This window comes from Micromonospora sp. L5, from assembly GCF_000177655.2.
GTDB lineage: Bacteria > Actinomycetota > Actinomycetes > Mycobacteriales > Micromonosporaceae > Micromonospora > Micromonospora aurantiaca.
This window is the reverse complement of record NC_014815.1, coordinates 936,430-954,147: the sequence shown is the minus strand read 5'-3', so window position 1 is coordinate 954,147 and position 17,718 is coordinate 936,430. Positions and strand designations below refer to the sequence as shown.

Annotated in this window: 21 protein-coding genes, 1 tRNA gene and 1 pseudogene; 11 read left to right on the top strand and 12 right to left on the bottom strand. The window is 72.8% G+C overall.

Annotated features, from left to right (window positions below; translation table 11 throughout):
* Window positions 1-13: 13 nt before the first annotated feature.
* Window positions 14-772: a hypothetical protein gene (locus ML5_RS04850; protein WP_013473926.1), complete on the bottom strand. Its 759-nt coding sequence runs from the start codon at window positions 770-772 to the stop codon at window positions 14-16.
* A 146-nt stretch (window positions 773-918) separates the two neighbouring features.
* Between ML5_RS04850 and ML5_RS04845 the strand changes: the two genes are divergently transcribed.
* From ML5_RS04845 to ML5_RS04825, 5 genes are all read left to right on the top strand, one after another.
* A complete protein-coding gene (locus tag ML5_RS04845; RefSeq protein ID WP_041784118.1) occupies window positions 919-1,545 on the top strand; it encodes a DUF1963 domain-containing protein in 627 nt (208 codons plus the stop codon).
* A 28-nt stretch (window positions 1,546-1,573) separates the two neighbouring features.
* Window positions 1,574-1,921 carry a helix-turn-helix transcriptional regulator gene (locus ML5_RS04840; RefSeq protein ID WP_013473924.1) on the top strand — a complete coding sequence of 116 codons (348 nt, stop codon included), beginning with the start codon at window positions 1,574-1,576 and terminating at the stop codon, window positions 1,919-1,921.
* A complete protein-coding gene (locus ML5_RS04835; protein ID WP_013473923.1) occupies window positions 1,918-2,397 on the top strand; it encodes an SRPBCC family protein in 480 nt (159 codons plus the stop codon). Before ML5_RS04840 ends, ML5_RS04835 begins: the two co-directional genes overlap by 4 nt.
* Window positions 2,398-2,475: 78 nt before the next feature.
* Window positions 2,476-2,694, top strand: a complete 219-nt coding sequence (locus tag ML5_RS04830; RefSeq protein WP_013283921.1) for a hypothetical protein — start codon at window positions 2,476-2,478, stop codon at window positions 2,692-2,694.
* A gap of 152 nt (window positions 2,695-2,846) precedes the next feature.
* A complete protein-coding gene (locus ML5_RS04825) occupies window positions 2,847-3,542 on the top strand; it encodes a 20S proteasome subunits A and B (RefSeq protein WP_013473922.1) in 696 nt (231 codons plus the stop codon).
* 81 nt (window positions 3,543-3,623) lie between these two features.
* On the opposite strand, the gene ML5_RS04820 is transcribed toward ML5_RS04825, so the two are convergent.
* The 7 genes from ML5_RS04820 to ML5_RS04790 all read right to left on the bottom strand — a co-directional run bounded on the left by ML5_RS04820 (window position 3,624) and on the right by ML5_RS04790 (window position 11,768).
* Window positions 3,624-4,370, bottom strand: coding sequence for an RICIN domain-containing protein (locus ML5_RS04820; protein WP_013473921.1), 747 nt, complete (start codon window positions 4,368-4,370; stop codon window positions 3,624-3,626).
* Window positions 4,371-5,315: 945 nt separating this feature from the next.
* A tRNA-Ala gene (locus ML5_RS04815) sits at window positions 5,316-5,389 on the bottom strand.
* Window positions 5,390-5,568: 179 nt separating this feature from the next.
* Window positions 5,569-6,351: a hypothetical protein gene (locus ML5_RS04810; RefSeq protein WP_187690761.1), complete on the bottom strand. Its 783-nt coding sequence runs from the start codon at window positions 6,349-6,351 to the stop codon at window positions 5,569-5,571.
* A gap of 168 nt (window positions 6,352-6,519) precedes the next feature.
* Window positions 6,520-7,161, bottom strand: coding sequence for a GNAT family N-acetyltransferase (locus tag ML5_RS04805; RefSeq protein ID WP_013283916.1), 642 nt, complete (start codon window positions 7,159-7,161; stop codon window positions 6,520-6,522).
* A 108-nt stretch (window positions 7,162-7,269) separates the two neighbouring features.
* Window positions 7,270-8,583, bottom strand: a complete 1,314-nt coding sequence (gene glp / locus ML5_RS04800; protein WP_013473918.1) for a gephyrin-like molybdotransferase Glp — start codon at window positions 8,581-8,583, stop codon at window positions 7,270-7,272.
* On the bottom strand, window positions 8,580-9,569 hold the full coding sequence (locus tag ML5_RS04795; RefSeq protein ID WP_013283914.1) for a UTP--glucose-1-phosphate uridylyltransferase: 990 nt from the start codon (window positions 9,567-9,569) through the stop codon (window positions 8,580-8,582). Before ML5_RS04795 ends, glp begins: the two co-directional genes overlap by 4 nt.
* Before the next feature lie 9 nt (window positions 9,570-9,578).
* Entirely contained in the window at window positions 9,579-11,768 is a 2,190-nt protein-coding gene (locus ML5_RS04790; RefSeq protein ID WP_047890752.1) for a diguanylate cyclase, read from the bottom strand.
* 82 nt (window positions 11,769-11,850) lie between these two features.
* Here ML5_RS04790 and ML5_RS04785 point away from each other — a divergent pair, with 82 nt between their 5' ends.
* Together ML5_RS04785 and ML5_RS33070 are read left to right on the top strand one after the other, a co-directional pair.
* Entirely contained in the window at window positions 11,851-12,498 is a 648-nt protein-coding gene (locus ML5_RS04785; protein ID WP_013473916.1) for a 5-formyltetrahydrofolate cyclo-ligase, read from the top strand.
* 27 nt (window positions 12,499-12,525) lie between these two features.
* Window positions 12,526-12,654: pseudogene (locus ML5_RS33070) on the top strand (FmdB family zinc ribbon protein); the annotation flags it as partial.
* Window positions 12,655-12,716: 62 nt separating this feature from the next.
* Here ML5_RS33070 and ML5_RS32700 read toward each other — a convergent pair.
* Window positions 12,717-12,938 carry a hypothetical protein gene (locus ML5_RS32700; protein WP_041784115.1) on the bottom strand — a complete coding sequence of 74 codons (222 nt, stop codon included), beginning with the start codon at window positions 12,936-12,938 and terminating at the stop codon, window positions 12,717-12,719.
* Window positions 12,939-13,389: 451 nt separating this feature from the next.
* Between ML5_RS32700 and ML5_RS04775 the strand changes: the two genes are divergently transcribed.
* Window positions 13,390-13,866 (top strand): hypothetical protein, encoded by a 477-nt coding sequence (locus tag ML5_RS04775; RefSeq protein WP_013473914.1) that lies wholly within the window; start codon window positions 13,390-13,392, stop codon window positions 13,864-13,866.
* 5 nt (window positions 13,867-13,871) lie between these two features.
* On the opposite strand, the gene ML5_RS32530 is transcribed toward ML5_RS04775, so the two are convergent.
* On the bottom strand, window positions 13,872-14,048 hold the full coding sequence (locus tag ML5_RS32530) for a hypothetical protein (protein ID WP_174361685.1): 177 nt from the start codon (window positions 14,046-14,048) through the stop codon (window positions 13,872-13,874).
* 186 nt (window positions 14,049-14,234) lie between these two features.
* On the opposite strand from ML5_RS32530, the gene ML5_RS31160 reads away from it, so the two are divergent.
* Window positions 14,235-14,789, top strand: a complete 555-nt coding sequence (locus ML5_RS31160; protein WP_041784109.1) for a hypothetical protein — start codon at window positions 14,235-14,237, stop codon at window positions 14,787-14,789.
* A gap of 10 nt (window positions 14,790-14,799) precedes the next feature.
* Here the strand turns inward: ML5_RS31160 and ML5_RS04760 are convergent, their stop codons facing one another.
* Window positions 14,800-15,282: a DUF2231 domain-containing protein gene (locus tag ML5_RS04760; RefSeq protein ID WP_013473913.1), complete on the bottom strand. Its 483-nt coding sequence runs from the start codon at window positions 15,280-15,282 to the stop codon at window positions 14,800-14,802.
* 161 nt (window positions 15,283-15,443) lie between these two features.
* Between ML5_RS04760 and ML5_RS04755 the strand changes: the two genes are divergently transcribed.
* Both ML5_RS04755 and ML5_RS04750 read left to right on the top strand, forming a co-directional pair.
* Window positions 15,444-15,872 (top strand): Fur family transcriptional regulator, encoded by a 429-nt coding sequence (locus ML5_RS04755; protein ID WP_013473912.1) that lies wholly within the window; start codon window positions 15,444-15,446, stop codon window positions 15,870-15,872.
* A gap of 80 nt (window positions 15,873-15,952) precedes the next feature.
* Complete coding sequence (locus ML5_RS04750; protein ID WP_013473911.1) at window positions 15,953-16,804, top strand: oxygenase MpaB family protein; 852 nt, start codon at window positions 15,953-15,955, stop codon at window positions 16,802-16,804.
* Between the two features lie 13 nt (window positions 16,805-16,817).
* Here ML5_RS04750 and ML5_RS04745 read toward each other — a convergent pair whose 3' ends face one another.
* Complete coding sequence (locus ML5_RS04745; protein WP_236619426.1) at window positions 16,818-17,651, bottom strand: PD-(D/E)XK nuclease family protein; 834 nt, start codon at window positions 17,649-17,651, stop codon at window positions 16,818-16,820.
* Window positions 17,652-17,718: the final 67 nt, after the last annotated feature.

The following is a 17,718-nucleotide window of genomic DNA, read 5'->3' as shown; positions in this document are numbered from 1 at the left end:
CGCCCGAGGGCGTTCAGGGTCCGGTCGTCTGGTAGCTGCGGAGCGCGGCTTCGGCGAGCCGGGGGAGGTGATCGTCGCCGCCGGGCTCGTTGCCCTGCTCATGAACGACCACCAGGGTGGCGCCGATCCGGACGAGGATGCTGTCCCATTCCAGGGTGATCGATCCGGAAGTCGTGCTGGCGTCGACGCGCATGCTCTCGTCGCCCAGTCGCGGCCCCGGTACCACCGCGAAACGGTAGCTGTCTCCGTCCTGGCCCGGTGACGCGACGGCAGGGCATCGGCCGATGAACGTCCGCAGGTCCGCCATCGCCTCTCGGGCGCCGTCGTCGGCGTACGTCCTGAGCACTTCGCTCGCCACCCACGGGTAATCGGGGCCCTCGCCAGAGCTGACGGTGGCGGCGGCCATCGCCGACGGAGCACCGGTCAGCCGGTTGGCCGACAACAGCGGAATCATGTCCGCACAGGGCACCTCGGGGCCGGGGCGCTGCCGGCCCGCATCCGGAGCCATGACCGTCGCGATGTCCAGTGTGAAACCTGGTGGTAGCGCGTCCGTGGTCACCAGCCGCGCCGACAGTGCCGCGGAGTAGCCGGCGCCGCCGGTCGCCGGAATCGCGGACGGCTTCCGGGTGGTGGGCGTGCCGGTCGCCTGGGCCGTGGAGGGGACAGCTTCGCCCGCCGAACCATCCGCTGGATCAGCAGTAGAGGGTCCGCACGCAGCCACCACGCAGACCGCGCCCGCCGCGCCCAACCTCCGCAGCACCGTCCTGAGCACCGGGCAGACTCCATCTGTCGTACGGACGCGTCAGGCTACCAACGGACGTGACTCCGATCGGCCGCCCGGCTGCGGGCCGGGTGCCGGACGGACCCGGGCACATCCGAGCGCTGCGAGAGATCGTCAACTCCCCTACGCTGCGCCGCGTGACGATTCTGATGATCTACAACGGTGACACGGCACCAGACGCTCCCGGCACGCGTACCGGCGGTGTTCCGCTCGTGCCTGCGGGCTTCGACTGGCCGGTGTGCGACGAGTGCGACGGACCGATGCAGTTCCTGGCCCAGGTCCGACTCGACGACATCGACGCGGACGACGCCGCGCTCTTGTCGATCTTCATGTGCCAGAACGATCCGGGCCTGTGCGACGAGTGGGATGCGACAGCCGGCGGCAACCGCGCGTTCGTCTTCCCTTCCGGGGCGCTGGCTCCGTCTGCCGTGCCCCCGGGCGACACCGTCCTGGCGGCCGAGACGTCCGCCGTCACGTACGTGCCGATGCACGACTCCGACGGCTACGACGAGGCGCGCGAACGCTGGCGCGGTGAGTCCGGCCGACCGCTGCGAGACGTCCTCGGGCAACTCGGCCGACTGCCGGCGTGGCTCCAGTTCGACCAGACGCCCACCTGTCCCGCCTGCGCTCTGCCCATGTCGTTCGTCGTCCAGCTCGAGGAAGGCCACGATCACCGCACCGGCTTCAACTTCGGTGGCGGTGGCTGCGGGTACGGATTCCGCTGCCGGCCGTGCTCGACGGCGGCGTTCCTGTGGCAACAGTGACCTGCTTTTCATCGCTTGACGAACGCCAATGGTAAGCCGTAGCTTACCGTTCGTGGGAACTTACCGAACCGAGGACGGGTGGGACGCCCTGGGCGACCCGACTCGGCGGGCGATCATCGCGTGTCTCGCGGAGCAGCCGCGGGCGGTCGGCGAGCTGGCCGCGGTGCTGCCGGTCAGCCGGCCGGCGGTGTCGCAGCATCTGCGGGTGCTGAAGGACGCCGGCCTGGTGACGGACCGCACGGCGGGCACAAAGCGTGTCTACCGGCTCAATCCCGCCGGCGTGGCCGCCTTACGAGATCAGCTCGACACCTACTGGAGCCGCGCGTTGGACGGCTTCAAGGACGTCGCCGAGCGTCCTGACGAGGAGGAATCATGAGTGGAGCGGATGCGGTGGTGCGGCGGCAGATCGTGGTCGACGCGCCGGTCGAGCGTGCCTTCGCGGTGTTCACGGAGCGGTTCGGCGACTTCAAGCCGAAGGAGCACAACCTGCTGTCGTCGCCGATCACCGAGACGGTGTTCGAGCCGAAGATCGGTGGGCACATCTTCGACCGCGCCGAGGACGGCAGTGAGTGCGCCTGGGCGCGAATCCTCGTCTTCGAGCCGCCGGACCGGCTCGTCTTCAGCTGGGACATCAGCCCGGCATGGCAGCTCGAACAGGATCTGGAGAACGCCAGCGAGGTCGAGGTCCGGTTCGTCGCCGAGACACCGCAGCGCACCCGGGTCGAGTTGGAGCACCGCAACCTGGACCGGCACGGTCCGGGTTGGGAGTCGGTTCGTGACGGCGTCGGCCACGATCAGGGCTGGCCGCTGTACCTGGACCGCTACGCCGGACTGTTCACCGAGGCCGGATAGCACGCGCCTTGGCAACCGCCGGCACGATCATTCACGAGCCTCGAAAGGCTCGGAGAGAGGCACTGGCAGACTGCCGTCATGCCGTCCGAACCGCCGTCGTGGACAATCAAGCACTTCTCGCAGGCCAACCCGGCGGGACCGGGTCAGGACAGCGTCCCGGCCTTGCTACGCCGCATCGCCGACAGCATCGAGCAACGGCCTGGTATCGAGGTTCAGGACGTCGTCATTCAAAGCGAGATCACTGCCGACGGTGACTGGTGGTCGGCCACCGTCTACTTCCACGAGCCGTCGCCGTAACGCATCCGGCCGGCCGCTCGACCGCGTCGCCGCCGACGGGCGGCAGCCTTCCCGTAGTCCGGCCACGAGTGGGCCAACACTCGTCGGGGTGTAGGCAGGCGGGATGGCGGGTACGTCGCGCCCTACCCCTTACCCCTGCTCAGGAGGACGCTATGACCGTCGTACTCGCCGTTGTCTGCAAAGACGGGGTGGTGATCGGCGCCGACTCCCAGATCACCGAGAGCGACCGCGGTCTGAGCTTCCCCGCCCAGAAGCTGCACCCGCTGGGCGACTGCGCCGCCTGGGGCGGCAGCGGTGCGCGGGGGGTACTCAACGACCTGCGCCCCCTCCTCCAGGACTCGGCCACCGCCATCCTCGAAGCACCCGACATCGGCGACGAGTTGCAGGAGCGCGTCCTGCCCGTCTTCAAGAAGCACTACGAGAACTACATCCCGGACGTACCAGGCGAGGGCGCCGGCGGCGGGGTGTCGGCGTACCTGCTCGCGGCCGGCTTCAGCCAGGGCGGCCCGTGGATCGTGGAGATCAACCCCAACGGACTCATCGGCCGCTACGAGGACGTGGGCTTCCACGCCATCGGCTCCGGCGCGCCCATGGCCCAGCAGGCCGGCGCGCTGCTGTCCCACTTCCGGATGACCACGCGCACCGTCGAGTACGGCGTGGTCGGCGTGGTACGGGTGCTGGAGGCGCTGGAGCGGACCTCGCCGTCGGTCGGCGGGCCGTTCAGCGTCGCGTGCATCCGCGAGGAGGGCGCCCACCACCTCGACGAGAAGGAGATCGCCAAGGCGCTGAAGGACGCCGAGCGCTGGCGCGATCTCGAACAGAAGGCGCTCGACGGCCTGTTCGCCTGACGCCGGCGCGTGCGAGCAAACCGTCATCCGCGCGGAGGAGCCCGGACAACAGTCCGGGCTCCTCCGGTCAATGCGGTGTCGTCAGGCAGGGATCGCGGTGAGGTACCAGAGCTGCCCGGTCACGTTCTGGCACTTGTCGGTGAACGCCGCACCCTTCAGGACGGACGTCGGCGCGAATCGGTTACCTTCCAGGCATTCGCCTTCCTTCTCCCGGAACTTCGTCTGCAGCCGGAAGAGGTTGTCTCCGGCCTTGACCAGCTTCCACTGCTGTCCGGTGACCTCGCGGCACGTGTCCAGGAACGCGGCGCCGCCGAGGACCTTCCCGGCGATCTGGTTGCCTTCGAGGCACTTCTGCTCGCCGAGGAACTTCGTCCGCAGCGTGTAGTAGCCGTCGGGGCGCTTGGTGAGACTCCAGGCCTGCCCGTCAACGTCCTTGCAGGTGTTCTGGAACGCGGCGCCGGCGAGGGTTGAGTTGCCGTCGACGCGGTTGCCTTCCAGGCACTCGTTCTCACCGCGGAACACGGTATTGAGCTTGTAGTATCCCCCCGCCGAGGCTGGGGCCTGGGCCGCCGGCTGCGCCGCGACATCCACCGTCTTCACGGCAGCGGCGTCTGAACCGTCCACAGGCTTCTCGTTGATGGACGTGTCGACCGCCACCGCGGGCGCGGACGCGGCGGCGGATGCAGAGGCGGATGCCACGCTCGTCGGCGTGGCCGACTCGGACGCAGACGGGCTTGACTCACTGGCCTGCTCGCATCCCGCCGCAGCCATGGCCAGAACCGCCAAGACCACCACAGACTTTCGCATTTTTTTCACTGTCGTTCCCATCAAAGACGATTTTCGATACAATCAGCGCGCCTGCAATTGCCGCAATTCATCTGGCCAATCACACGGAACGCTGGTGCCGCAACGGTACGGGTGCTCCTGGCAGCCAAAACAGGTCGAGCGGGTGGCAAAATCGCGCCCGTTCGGGGCGGCCCGACTGGTGTGTCGGCTCATTGTGGGGCGCTGGCCGACGACGCCCGGATCCCCCGGTCGGCCGGAACTCTAAACGCGATTAACAATAAGGAAGTCAGGAGTGCCGATCGAATCCCGGGGGGCCATTGCCGACAAACTGGATAACCCAAGCATCGGCAACAAGTCATAACATTTTCTTGAATAGCGAAGACTTCCGGTTGTCGCCGTCTCGGACGCTAATGCTCGGCAACAAACGCCCTCATAAACACCGCAAAGGGCGAGCGGCGACGCCGCCGAGCAGGTGGCCCAACCGACCTGGAAGACGGCTCGAGACGGCGCCGGGCACCCGACATCCGGCGCGCTGTTCGCCTGCTGGTCGGTGGCGGGACACAGCAGGTTTCGGGTCCTTCACCCTCGCGGTCGCACTTGACCCGCCCGACTACTGTCGCAGCGGCTGTTCCTGTCGTGTCGGCGTTGACCACTCAGACGTCTATCTCAACAGCTTCATGAGTGTGTCAGGGACTCGTGACGGGTCTTCTCGTAGGCGTCGGGGCTGACGTTACCCAGACGGCCGTGCCGGCGCCGTGGGCCGCAGAAGCCTTCGATGGAAGAGAAGACGACCGTTTCCAGTTCGTGCCGTCACGGCCAGGCGCGGGTGTGGACCAGTTCGGTCGTGAGGGTGGCGAAAGACCGTCTCGGCCATGGCGTGTCGCACCACCGCGGGGTGAGCGCCCACCTCACGATGCGCCCAAGCCACTTGCTGCAGAAGATCAGAAAAGGCCGTCCCCCACCACGGGAGACGGCCTTTGAACTGGGTGGAGCTGAGGGGATTTGAACCCCTGACCCCCTCGATGCGAACGAGGTGCGCTACCGGTCTGCGCCACAGCCCCTCCGCCGGCGAACCAGCGTCGGTCCCACCCGGCTTTCACCGGGCGGGCCGACGACAAGGCTAACAGGTCGCGCCCCCACGACGCGAACCGCCCCGCCGCCCCGTAGATCTTGGAAGGAAAAGGCCCCCGGAGGGGCCCGAACCTTCCAAGATCGCCACCAGCAAGGCGCCGGCACGAGGTCAGGCGCCTCGGCCGGACTGGTAGGGGCGTCCGCGCAGGCCGCCCGCCCGCCGGTAGGACACCGAGCCGCCGCTCGCCGCCGGTGGCAGGTCCGCGGGACGGTCCAGCCCCATCGCCGTACGCCGGACCGCCTCGCGCTGGGCGGCCAGCCGGCGCTGCGCCTCCCGTCGGGCCGCCGCGCGCCGGGCCTGCTCGCGGCGCACCTCGGCCTGGCGGGCGGCCAGCCAGGCCGTCTCCCGGGCGTCCGCGCGCCGCCGCCGGCGCTCGGCCAGGGCGCGCTGCCGCAGGTGTACGACGTACGCGACGAGCAGCGCGCCGGTGACCGAGACACTGATCCAGAACCCGGGTCCGACGAGCACCACGCCGCCCAATTCGACCAGGTTGAGCAGCAGCAGCGCGGCCAGCACCCGGCGCCGACGGTAGATCGCCGGGGTGTGCCGTCGCCGGGGCGGGTGCCGTCGGCGGGACTGGGCCGGCACCGCGGAGACGGGCCGGAGTCGCCCGGAGCGTCGGCGCAGTGGCGGTGCGGAGACCGGACGGGCAAGACTGCCCGTGTCGGAGTCTTCACTGAGGGTCACGACGAGGGAGCGCGGCGGGTGCAGCGGTCGCCGCCCGGGCACGGTGCGCCGTCGACGCCGGCGCTGGAGCACCCGCGCCGTCGACTGCGCCCGCTCCGCCACCAGCCGCTCGGTGGCGTCGTACCGGCGGACCAGCGCCGGAGCGAGGGCGAGCAGACCGGCGGCGGCGAGGACGGCGAGGAGCACCGACGTGGGCACCCTCACCCCTCCCGTCACCAAAGTTCTCCGGCGAGCGCCGCCGCCGCAACTTCTTCCGTCTACCGTCGTTTACGGCGCACTTCGTGCGGGCGGGCAGCGCTTGCCACAGCTTGCAGTTACTTGAGGTTACGGGCCGCCGACCCGGTTCACAGTGCGCCGCGCCGGGCGTTCGCCTCAGCGGCGGTTGTCACGTACGCGGTGCCACCGCGCCAGCAAGCCGCCCTCGGCTACTACTTCCTCGCCCGTCATCGCGTATCCGATGTGGTCCCGCCACGCGCCGTCGATGTGCATGTAGCGCACGTGATAGGCCTCCTCGCGGAAGCCGAGTTTCTCCACCACCCGCCGGGAGGGCATGTTCTCCGGCCGGATGTTCACCTCGATCCGGTGCAGACCGCCCGGTCCGAACGCGTGGTCCACGGCGAGCGCCACAGCGGTCGGGATCACGCCGCGACCGGCCACCCTGGAGTCCACCCAGTAGCCCACGTACCCGGAGCAGAACGCCCGCCGCACGATGCTGCCCACGTTCACGTGGCCGACCAGCCGCTCCTGCCCGTTCTCGCGGAGGCAGACGGCGAACGGCATGCCCTCACCGGTACGCGCGGACTTGCGCTGGTCGGCGTGCACCAGGCGGAACGCGGCGGGCGAGTTCGTCTCGTACCAGCCGCCGGGCACATGGGACTCCCACGGCGCCAGCCACTCGCGGTTCGCGCGCCGGATCTCCGACCAGGCGGCGGCGTCCGAACGCCGGTACGGCCGCAGTACCACCGGACCGTCCACCAGCACCGCCGGCCACCCCGGCGCTCGCCGGAACCTCACCGAGCTTGCCTTCCGCTCGCGACTGCGGGGCTCGCAAGCTCACTCCTCGCGCTCACCGAGCCGGCCTTTCGCTCGCGACTGCGGGGCTCGCAAGCTCACTCCTCGCGCTCACCGGCGCCGGTCCAGCAGGAGCACGTCCACCGTAGACCCGGCAGCCGCAGTGGTGACCCGCTCGCCGAGCACCAGCAGGCCGTTGGCCTCGGCCAGGCCGGAGAGCGTGTACGGGCCACCGGCGAGCGGCTGCACGGTGTACCCGCCGCCGCGCCGCTCGGCCACGTGCGCGGGCCGGAACTCGCGCAGCCCCACCGGGGACGAGACCGTCTCCAGCAGGTGCGCGCGGACGCTCGGCCGGAACACCGGCTCGGCCCCGGCCAGCAGCTGGATGGCCGGGCGGGCCAGCACCTCGAAGCCGATCAGCGCCGCGCCGGGCTCACCGGGAAGACACACCACCGGCACCTCCTCGGCGCCGACCGTACCGAACCCGAGAGCCGTTCCGGGATAGAGGGCCACCTCTGTGAAGGCGACCGGCCCGGCGCGCCCGCCGTCGCGGCGGGACAGGATGCGGCGGACCATGTCGCCGGGACCGGTGCCGGTGCCGCCGGTGGTGATGATCAGGTCGGCGCGCAGCGTCTGGTCCTCCAGCAGGCCGCGCAGCGCCTCCGGGTCGTCGTCGCAGATCCCCACCCGGTACGCGAGCGCGCCCGCCTCCGCCGCCGCCGCGGTCAGCGCGTGCGAGTTGGTGTCCACCACCTGGCCGGGCTGGCTGCCCCGGCCCACGTCCACCAGCTCGTCGCCGGTGGCCACGATGACCACGCGCGGGCTGGGCCGCACCACCACGTGCCCGATGCCGGTGGCGGCGAACACCGCGACCAGGGCCGGTGAGACGTACGCCCCGGCGCGGGCGAGCAGCGTGCCGGCGACCAGTTCATCCCCGGCGCGGCGCAGGCCGTACCCCCGTTTGGGGGCGCGGAAGATCTCGACGGCGGCCATGCCCTGGTCGGTCCACTCCACCGGGACGACCACGTCCGCGCCGATCGGCAGCGGCGCGCCCGCCGCGACCGAGAAGCAGGCGCCGGGGGTGAGCCGCACCGGTCGCCAGCTCGCCGCGCCCAGGTCACCCACCACGTTGAGGCGGATGCTGCGGCCGCCGGGCATACCGGAGGGGGCCGGGACGTAGCCCGGCCCCCGACTCCCACCGGAGATGTCCTCCCAGCGCGCGGCGTACCCGTCCACCGCCGCCTGGTCGAAGGCGGGGTACGAGTGCGGGGCGACCACGTCCTCGGCGAGCACGTTGCCGTACGCCTGGGTCAGGTCGAGGTCGAGTGGAGGCAGCGCGCGTAACCTGCGCAGCACACTGCCCAGGTAGTCGGCGAGCGGCGTCAACTCGTTCGCGGCCGCCTCGGCGTCGGCCGTCGCTGTCATGTATCGGCACCGCCGGACGCGTCGCGGATGCCGTTGAGGACCGCGGCGGTGACCGTCTCGTCGCCGTTGTTGACGAACTCGGTCAGCCACTTGCGGAACTCGGCCCCCAGGTCCTCCCGCTCGGCGGCGATCTGCACCACGGTCTGGAGGTAGCCGAGCGGCATGCCGGTGTCGTAGCGGGTGCCCCGGTAGACGATGGCGTGCACCGGCACCCCCTCGGTACGCAGCAGCTCCATCGCGTCGGTCAGCTGGATCTCGCCGCCGCTGCCCGGTCGGGTACGCCGGATCGCGTCGAAGATCTTCCCGGGGAGCACGTACCGGCCGAGGACGGCGAGGTTGCTGGGGGCGTCCTCCGGGCTGGGCTTCTCCACCATGCCGGTGACCTTGACGACCTCGGCGATGTCGGAGTATTCCGACTCGGCCGGCTCGACCGACGCGATGCCGTAGCGGCTAGTCTCGGCCGGGTCGACCTCGAAGAACGCGAGCACCACGCCGCCGGTGCGGGCCTGGAGTTCCAGCATGGCCGGCAGCAGCGGCTCGGAGGGCTTGACGAACTCGTCGCCGAGCAGCACCGCGAAGGGCGCGTCGCCGACGTGCGACTCGGCATACCCGACGGCGTGACCGAGGCCGAGCTGTTCCGGCTGGCGGACTGTGTAGATCGCTGCGAGTTCCTCGGTGCGCTTGACCTCGGCCAGCAGCTCGGGCTTCTTGGCGAGCCGTTCCTCCAGGTCCGGCCGGCGGTCGAAGTGGTCCACCATCGAGGTCTTGCCGCGACCGGTGATCAGCAGGATGTCGTCGATGCCGGCCTGGGCGGCCTCCTCGACGATGTACTGCAGCACCGGCCGGTCGACGACCGGCAGCAGTTCCTTGGGAACCGCCTTGGTGGCCGGCAGGAACCGGGTGGCCAGGCCGGCGGCCGGGATCACGGCCTTGACCGCGCGGGAGCGACCGGGGGCCGCTGAGGGGTTCGCTGAGTGCTCCGACATGTCGCGAGACTATCGGCCACGGCTCTGCCGCGGCGGGTGAGGACCGGAAGACGCGCCGCCCTGGACGGTGCCCGCCGGGTCCGCCGCGCCGGCCCGGGGCAGCCCGTCCGGCGGGCTGACACCGGCGGCCACCACCGGGATCTCCTGGGTGGGGACCGGATCGGGTGCCGGGGCGAGCCGGTAGCCGTCGCGTCCGGCGGCCTTCGCCGCGTACAACGCGTCGTCGGCGGCGTCGAGCACCTGCTGGCCGCCGGCCGCGTGGTCCGGGTAGACGGCGATGCCGATGGAGACGGTCACCGGCACCCGCACCGGCTCGTCGCCGCTCCCCTCGACCGCCACCGGCTGGTCGCGTACCACCGCGCCGAGCCGCTCGGCGACGATCGTGGCGCCCCGGGCGTCGGTCTCCGGCAGCAGCACCACGAACTCCTCGCCGCCCTGCCGGAACGCCAGGTCCACCTCGCGGATCACGCCGCGTACCCGGCGGGCGAACTCGACCAGCACGGCGTCCCCGGCGGCGTGCCCCCAGGTGTCGTTGACGTTCTTGAAGCGGTCCAGGTCGAGCGCGAGGACGCTGAGCATCCGGCCGAACCGGTTCGCCCGCTCCACCTCGCGGCGGATCGACTCGCGCAGGTAGCGGTAGTTCCACAGCCCGGTCAGCGGGTCGGTGAGGGAGAGCCGTTGCGCCTCCTCGTGCACCCGGACGTTCTCCACGGCGACCGCGGCGTGCCCGGCGAACGTCCGCAGCGTCACCACGTCGTCGTCATGGAACTCGTGCCCGCCGAGCCGGTCGTAGAGCACGAGCACGCCGAGCGCCGCGCAGGCCGAGCCGGGCGGGTCGCCGTCGGCGGGCGGATGGCCGGGCCGGTCCGGGCCGCGCGGTTCGGCGCCGCCGGGGGTGGCGAACGGCACCGCCACGTACGTCTCGCAGGACGGCTCCCCGGTCGGCGTGTCCGGCGGCGCCCACCGTCCGCGCAGCGGTTCGCCGGTGGCGGCCACCGCGCCGAGCACCCCGGCGCCGACCGGCACCCGCAGCGTCGCCGGGTCGGCCGGGTCGCCAGTCGGCCGGCGTCCGGTCAGACCTTCCACGCACCGGCCGACGAGTACGCCGTCGCCGTCGACCAGCAGCACCGCGCCGGCCCGGGCGCCGGTGGCGGCGATCGCGCTGTCCAGGATCACCCGCAGGATGCGTTGCAGGTCGTGCGTGCTGGCGAGCGTGTCGCCGAGCACTGCGAGGTGGTTGCGGAGCTGGTCGCGGCTGCTGGTCAGCGCCGTCACGTAGGTGCCGGTCTCCCGGGTCATCCGGTTGAACGCGCTGGCCAGCCGTCCGATCTCGTCGCGGCTGCGCACCGGCACCCGGGCGCTCAGGTCGCCGCGCGCCACCCGGTCCACCGCGCCGGCCAGCTCACCGAGCGGCCGGGTGGTCACCCGGGCCAGTCGCCAGGCCGCGAGCACTGCGAGCAGGGCGGCGAGCGCGACCGCGGCGATCAGCGCCCCGTACAGGCCGGGCGCACGTTCCCCCGGCACCGACAGCACCAGCGGCAGCGGCTGACCGGGAGAGGGGCCGACCCGGCGCACGTACCGGCCGTCGCCGGTCCCGGTCACCCGGTTCCCGTCCGCCTTGCCGGCGGCGGCCAGCACCGCTGCGCGTACCCCCTGGTCCTCGGTCGTGTGGGTGATGCCGCCGGGGTCGTCGAGGAGGGTGATCCCGACGCCGGTCACGGCGGCGAGCCGCGCCACGAAGGCCCGGTCGACGGGCTGGGCGGCGGCGACCGCGCCCAGGTCGGTGCCGGCCGGGTCGCGGAGCCGGACCTGGGCGGCCAGCGCGGCGACTCCGGTGGCGGGCGCGCCGGCGCAGTCCTGCCAGCGCCCGGCCGGGCCGCCGGGCGTGGTGTAGGTGGTGCGGCCGGCGGCGTCCGCGATCAGCACGGCGGCGGCCAGGCCCCGGGCGACCACCTGGTCGGCCGCGCGCGACCGGACGACCGGGTCGCCGACCAGCGCGACCGCGTCGGCCGCCGCGCGGAGTTGCTGGCAGAGCGCGTCGATCGAGGTACGGACACCGGCCGCGGCCAGGCCCAGCCGCTCGGTGGCGCGGCTGTGGTCGACGGCGCTGAGCGTCGCCCCGACGAAGAACGCGCCGAGCAGGACGGGGCCGAGGACCACCGCGAGGAAAGCCGCCGTCAACCGCCCGCGTAGCGTCAATCTTCCCCCCGGAAGTTCCGCTCCCTTGGTGCGATGCTGACACAGAGCGACCATTAGGCAAGCGTTGCGTCAGGAGTGTTGCGTGCCGGAATTTTCGGATGAAGCGCACGATGCGAAGCGGGAGATGCGCATCGCGCTACTCGCCGCGCGCCGGTCGCTGTCCGCGGCCGACCGCGCGGTGGCGGCGGCCGCCGTCCAGGCCGAGCTGGTGACGTTGGTACGCCGGCTGCGGCCGGCCAGGATGAGCGCGTACGTGCCGGTCGCCTCGGAGCCCGGCGGGGACGACCTGCCGGACGTGCTGCGCGCCGCGCTGCCGCCCGACGCCGAGTTGCTGCTGCCGGTGCTGCGCGAGGACCTGGACCTGGACTGGGCCCCGTACACCGGCCCGGAGTCGTTGCGCGCCGCCGGCCGGGGCCTGCGCGAGCCGACCGCACCGCCCCGGGGGCGTGCCGCGGTGGCCGGAGCCGCCCTGGTCGTGGTGCCGGCGGTCGCGGTGGACCGCCGCGGCATCCGGCTGGGCCGGGGCGGCGGCTCGTACGACCGCGCGCTGGCCCGGGTGCCCGCCACAGTGCCGACAGTGGCGCTGCTGCACGACGGCGAGCTGGTCGCGGCGGTGCCCGCCCTGCCGCACGACCGCCCGGTGCACTGTGTGATCACTCCGGCGGACGGGCTGGTGGCGGTCCCGGGTGTGGGCCCGGGCGCTTCCGCTGGACGAACCCGGGGGTCATGACGCACCATTGGCACTCGAAGTCCACGAGTGCCAGAAGGCCGTGCCGAAGATCCGGAGGAGAACGTGCCCACGTACCAGTACGCCTGCACCGCGTGCGGCCACCAGCTCGAGGCGGTGCAGTCCTTCTCGGACGAGCCGCTGACCGAGTGCCCGGCGTGTGAGGGGCGGCTGCGAAAGCTCTTCAACTCGGTAGGCATCGTGTTCAAGGGCTCCGGCTTCTACCGTACGGACTCCCGTCCGTCCGGCTCCGACAACGGCGCCTCGACGACGAGCAAGCCGGCCAAGTCCGAGTCGTCCTCGTCGTCGTCGGACTCCTCGTCCTCGTCGTCCTCCTCGTCCGGGTCGTCTTCCTCATCCGGTTCGTCTTCTTCGTCCGGATCCGGGTCGACGGCGAGCAAGGCACCGGCGGCGTCCAGCTCGTCCTGACCCGCTGCTCGCACGCGACACGTGGCCGTTCCCGCTCGGGGGCGGCCACGTTCCGTTCGCGGCGGATACTCGCCGGCTCGGCGAGGTTGCTGCTCGACCGGTGGCGGATGCTCGCCGGCTCGGCGAGATTGCTGCTCGGCCGGCGGCGGAAGCTCGCCACCTCGGGGAAGTTGCTGCTCGACCGGTGGCGGATGCTCGCCACCTCGGCGAGGTTGCTGCTCGGCCGGCGGCGGAAGCTCGCCACCTCGGCGAGGCTGCTGCATCCGCCAGCCCGGAAGCAGCAACCTCCCCGAGCTGGCGGTCCCAGCCGTACCGGACGTCCGCTGGTGACGGCGGGCCTCCCCCGGGGGAACGGTTTTCCACAGGGCGGCGGGTTATCCACAGGGGCGGGCGATGGGGCGGCGCGCGCCGGGAGGCCGGGCCTAGCCTGCGGGTCGGACGGTTGACCGGCGGCGGGAGGCAGCGGTGACGGATGGCGAGGCGACGTTGCGTCCGGTCCGCTGGCGCGGGCTGCCCCGGCGCCGGACGCTGCTGCGGGTGACGCTCGTCGCGGTGCTGCTCGGCCTGGCCGCTGCGGTGCTCCGGACGCCGCCGTCCTGCCCACCACCCCGCGTCCTGCCGGCCGCCTCGGCGACGGCGTCGCCGTCCGGCGGCACCCCCGCCCTGCCGGCCGGTGCGGTCGGCGTGCCGATCCGGCTGGCCGAGCCGGCCGCGCTCGCGGTGCTGCGCCCGGGCGCCCGCGTCGACCTGCTCGTCGTGCCGGCCGGCGGTTCGCCCGACCCGACGCTGCTAGCTCCGCGCGCGCTGGTGCTCGACGTGGTCGGCGCCACCGGGGCGGTCGACGGCTCCTCTGCGCTCTACCTGGCGCTGCCGCCGGAGCAGGCCAGGCGGGCGGTCGGGTTGCCGGAGGGCAGCCGCTTCGCCGTGGTGGTACGCGGCTGACGCGATCAGCCCCAGTGCGGGGGGCGTTCGGCGAGCAGCCAGTCGTCGTTGCCGCCGGGGCGCTCGCCCCAGCCGCGGTCGGTGTCGTCGCTGGTCTGCTCGGGCAGCACCACGAAGTCGTCGCTGAGGTCGACCACGCGGTCGTCGTCGTCGCGCGGTGTCCGGATGGCGGGGTCGGTCACGAGCAGCAACGATACCGCCGAACGGGGCGCCGGCTCGATCCCCGGGACCGGCCGGATCGTCCCGAGCCCGGCCGTACCGGGCCGGGAGCCGTCGGAACGCCACACACCGGGCGCGACGGGCCGGGGTGGCGGTGATCGACGCGTCGGGCGGCCGACCGGCCCGGGGCGTTGGTAGCGTCGGACGGCGTGACGACGCCGAGCGGTGGCAGCCCCGACGACGAGACCTGGCGACGCCCGGACCAACCGGCACCCGCCGGGGAGAACGCCCCCGGGGCGGTCCCCCGGGACGGCGCGGACAGCGCGGACGCCCACCCGGCCGGTACTGGAGCCCGGCCCGGTGACGCCGGTGACGCCGGCGGAGACCATGAACCGGACCGCACCGCCGAACCGGCCGGGACCGCCAGCCCGTGGTCACGCGAGGCGGCCACCGACAGCCCGTGGGCCCGGCCGGAGACGGCGGGCGGCTGGACGGTGGCCGGCGGCGCGTGGCCGGGGTCGCCCGGTGGTGGCCCACCGCCCTCGGGGTACGCGGGACCGCCGCCGAGCACGCCTCCGCCGCCCGGCTGGCGGCCACCGGTACACGTGCAGCCGTCACCGCCCCGACGGCTCCCGCCGCAGGACATGGCCGCGATGGACCAGGCGGAGCAGCGCGCGCAGCGGCTCACCTACGGCATCGGGGCAGCCGTCGCAGTGGTGCTGGTGCTGCTCACCTGCCTGCTCTGCTCGCGGGTGCTGTTCTGAGCCGTACCGGTCAGACGACGCCGTCCCAGACCATCTTGGCGCCGCTGTCCCCGGTCAGGTAGACGTACACGATCGCGAAGACCGCGAGCACCGCCACCACGACGGTGAGCACGATCGGGAGCCAGCGGGGCAGGTTCCGGCCCGCGACGAGGCGGCTCGTCGACAGCACGAGCAGCAGCGCCACGACGCCGAGCCCGAGCGCGAACCAGAACAGCGTGTCGCCGTACTCGGCGTGCTCGTGGATCTGCTGGAGCCGGTCCGGCGGATAGCCCTTCGCGCGCAGGGCCTCCTCCAGCTCCTCGCCGGACTCGGTCGCCACCCAGGCGACGATCGGGGTGGCCACGGCGAGCGCCGCGACCGCCCAGCCGAGGCGGGGCCGCCAGCGGGGCAGCACCCCGTACGCGACGGCGAGCAGTGCCAGCAGCGGCACCAGCACCACCGCCGCGTGGATGACGAGCACGTGGACGGGCAGACCGTTGATTTCCCTGAACACCGACACCTCCGGCGAGTGGGTGGTTTGGCGCGCTCAGCGTACGGCGTGACGCCGTCTTCTTCGATACACGCGGGCGCGGCGGTGCCGGTTCACCTGTGGCCCCGGCCACGGGTGAACAACGCTCGCTTGTCGGCCCGCCTGAGCCGTGCTGTCATGGATCCATGTCCACAGGTGAGGAGCTGCTCCGGTCGAGGGGCCTACGGGTCACCCGGCCGCGTCTCGCCGTGCTGGACGTGCTCTCCGCCGGCGGTCACCTGGAGGTCGACGAGATCACCCGGCGGGTCCGCCGGCGGATCGACTCGGTCTCCACCCAGGCCGTCTACGACGTCCTCGGCGCCCTGTCCCGGGCCGGGCTGTCCCGCCGGATCGAGCCGGCCGGCAGTCCCGCGCGGTACGAGGCCCGGGTCGGCGACAACCACCACCACGTGGTGTGCCGGGGCTGCGGGGAGATCGCCGACGTGGACTGCGCGGTCGGCAGCGCCCCCTGCCTGGACCCGAACGTGGCGCACGGCTTCGAGCTGGACGAGGCGGAAGTGACCTTCTGGGGCCTCTGCCCTACCTGCCAGTCCCGCCGCTCCGCCGACGACTGACCGCCGCACCGACGACCGCCGCACGTCGACTGGCCGCCGCACCGAGGACGGCCGACGACGGCGCGTGGCACTCTTGATCGGTGGACACCGAAGACCTCGGCCTCTTCGGTCCGGGATCGGTCACGTGGAAGGTGCACGAGGAACCGATCCTGATCGTCGCCGGCCTGCGCTCGCTCTACCTCCAGGCGCTGCACCCCCGCGCGATGGCCGGCGTCGCCCAGAACAGCAACTACCGCACCGACGCCTGGGGGCGGCTCGTCCGCACGGCGACGTACGTGGGAACGACGATCTACGGCACCACCGCCGAGGCGGAGGCGGCCGGGCGACGGCTGCGTACGCGGCACGCCCGGATGCGCGCCACCGACCCGTTCACCGGTGAGGAGTTCCGCGTCGACGATCCGGAGCTGCTGCGCTGGGTGCACGTCACCGAGGTCGAGTCGTTCGTGAGCACCGCCCGGCGGTCCGGGCTGGCGCTCACCGACGACGAGGTGGACGGCTACTACACCGAGCAGCGCCGGTCGGCGGCCCTGGTCGGGCTGGACCCGGACGACGTGCCGGGTACCGCCGCCGAGGTGGCCGACTACTACCGGGACGTACGCCCCCGGTTGCGGATGACCCGGGAGGCGGCCGAGACCGCGGTGTTCCTGACCGCGCCGCCGATCCCGTGGAAGCTCAGCCTGCCGGCGCGGGTCGGCCTGAACCTGGGTCCGCCGCGCTGGGCGTACTTCGGGATCGCCGCCACCGCGCTGGGGATGCTGCCGCCGTGGGCGTTGCGGCTCTACGGCGGGCTGGGCCTGCCCACCACCGCCCTGTCGGCGGACCTGAGCGCGCGGGCGCTGCGGCTGGCGCTGGCCGCGGTGCCCCGGCGCTACCGGGAGGGCCCGTTGCAGCAGGCCGCCAAGGAACGCGCCGCCCGCCTGACCGCGGCCTGACGGCGTCGCGCACTCACTCCGGGTCGGCGAAACGCTCGACTGCGGACCAAGGCTCCTTGCCCGGGGTCTGCGCGCCGGTCGGGCACGTACGCCGGTAGTCGCACCAGCCGCACCGCGGGCCCGGCTCAGTAGGGAACGCCGCGTCGGGGTCGGCGCCGTCGGCCACCGCGCGCTCGGCGGCCATGATGTCGCGGGCGGTGTCCTCGGCGCGGGTGAGCTGCCGGTTCAGGGACTCCGGCGTGTGCTCGTGCGCGGCGACGGTGCCGGTCGGCAGGTGGTGCAGCTCGACCCGGCGGCACGGCTTGCGGAACACCCGCTCGGCCGCGTACGCGTAGAGCGCGAGCGCCTGCGAGCCGCGCGCGTCGTCGGCGTCGAGCCCGGTGCGGCCGGTCTTGTAGTCGACGATGACCAGCTCGGGCCGCCCGTCCGGGCCGGGACGCGAGTCGATCCGGTCGGTGCGGCCGTTGAACGCGAGCACCGCGGTCTTGACTGCGACCACCCGTTCCACGCCGACCGGCTCGTCGGCCGGGTCGAGGCCCGCCACGTAGCTCTCCAGCCAGGTCAGCGCCCGCCGGAAGGCGTCGCGCTCCTGCTCGTCGTCGCGGTAGCCCTCGCGGACCCAGGTGCCCTTGAGCAGCGTGCCGAGCACCTCGGGGCGGCGGCGGTCGGGGGCCAGCGCGTACCAGTTCTTCAGCGCGGTGTGGACGCTCGCGCCGAGCGAGTTGTGCGCCCACGGCGGGCCCTTGGGCGGCGCGGGCCGGTCCACGTAGGCGTAGCGGTAGCGGCGGGGACAGTCCGCGTACGCGCCGAGTTTGCTCGGTGTGCAGACGAACAGGCGTTCCGGCATGCCCTCGAAGCCGAGCTGCTCGGACTGCTCGGCGCGGGGTCGGGGAGCCTTGGAGCCGCTGGCTGCT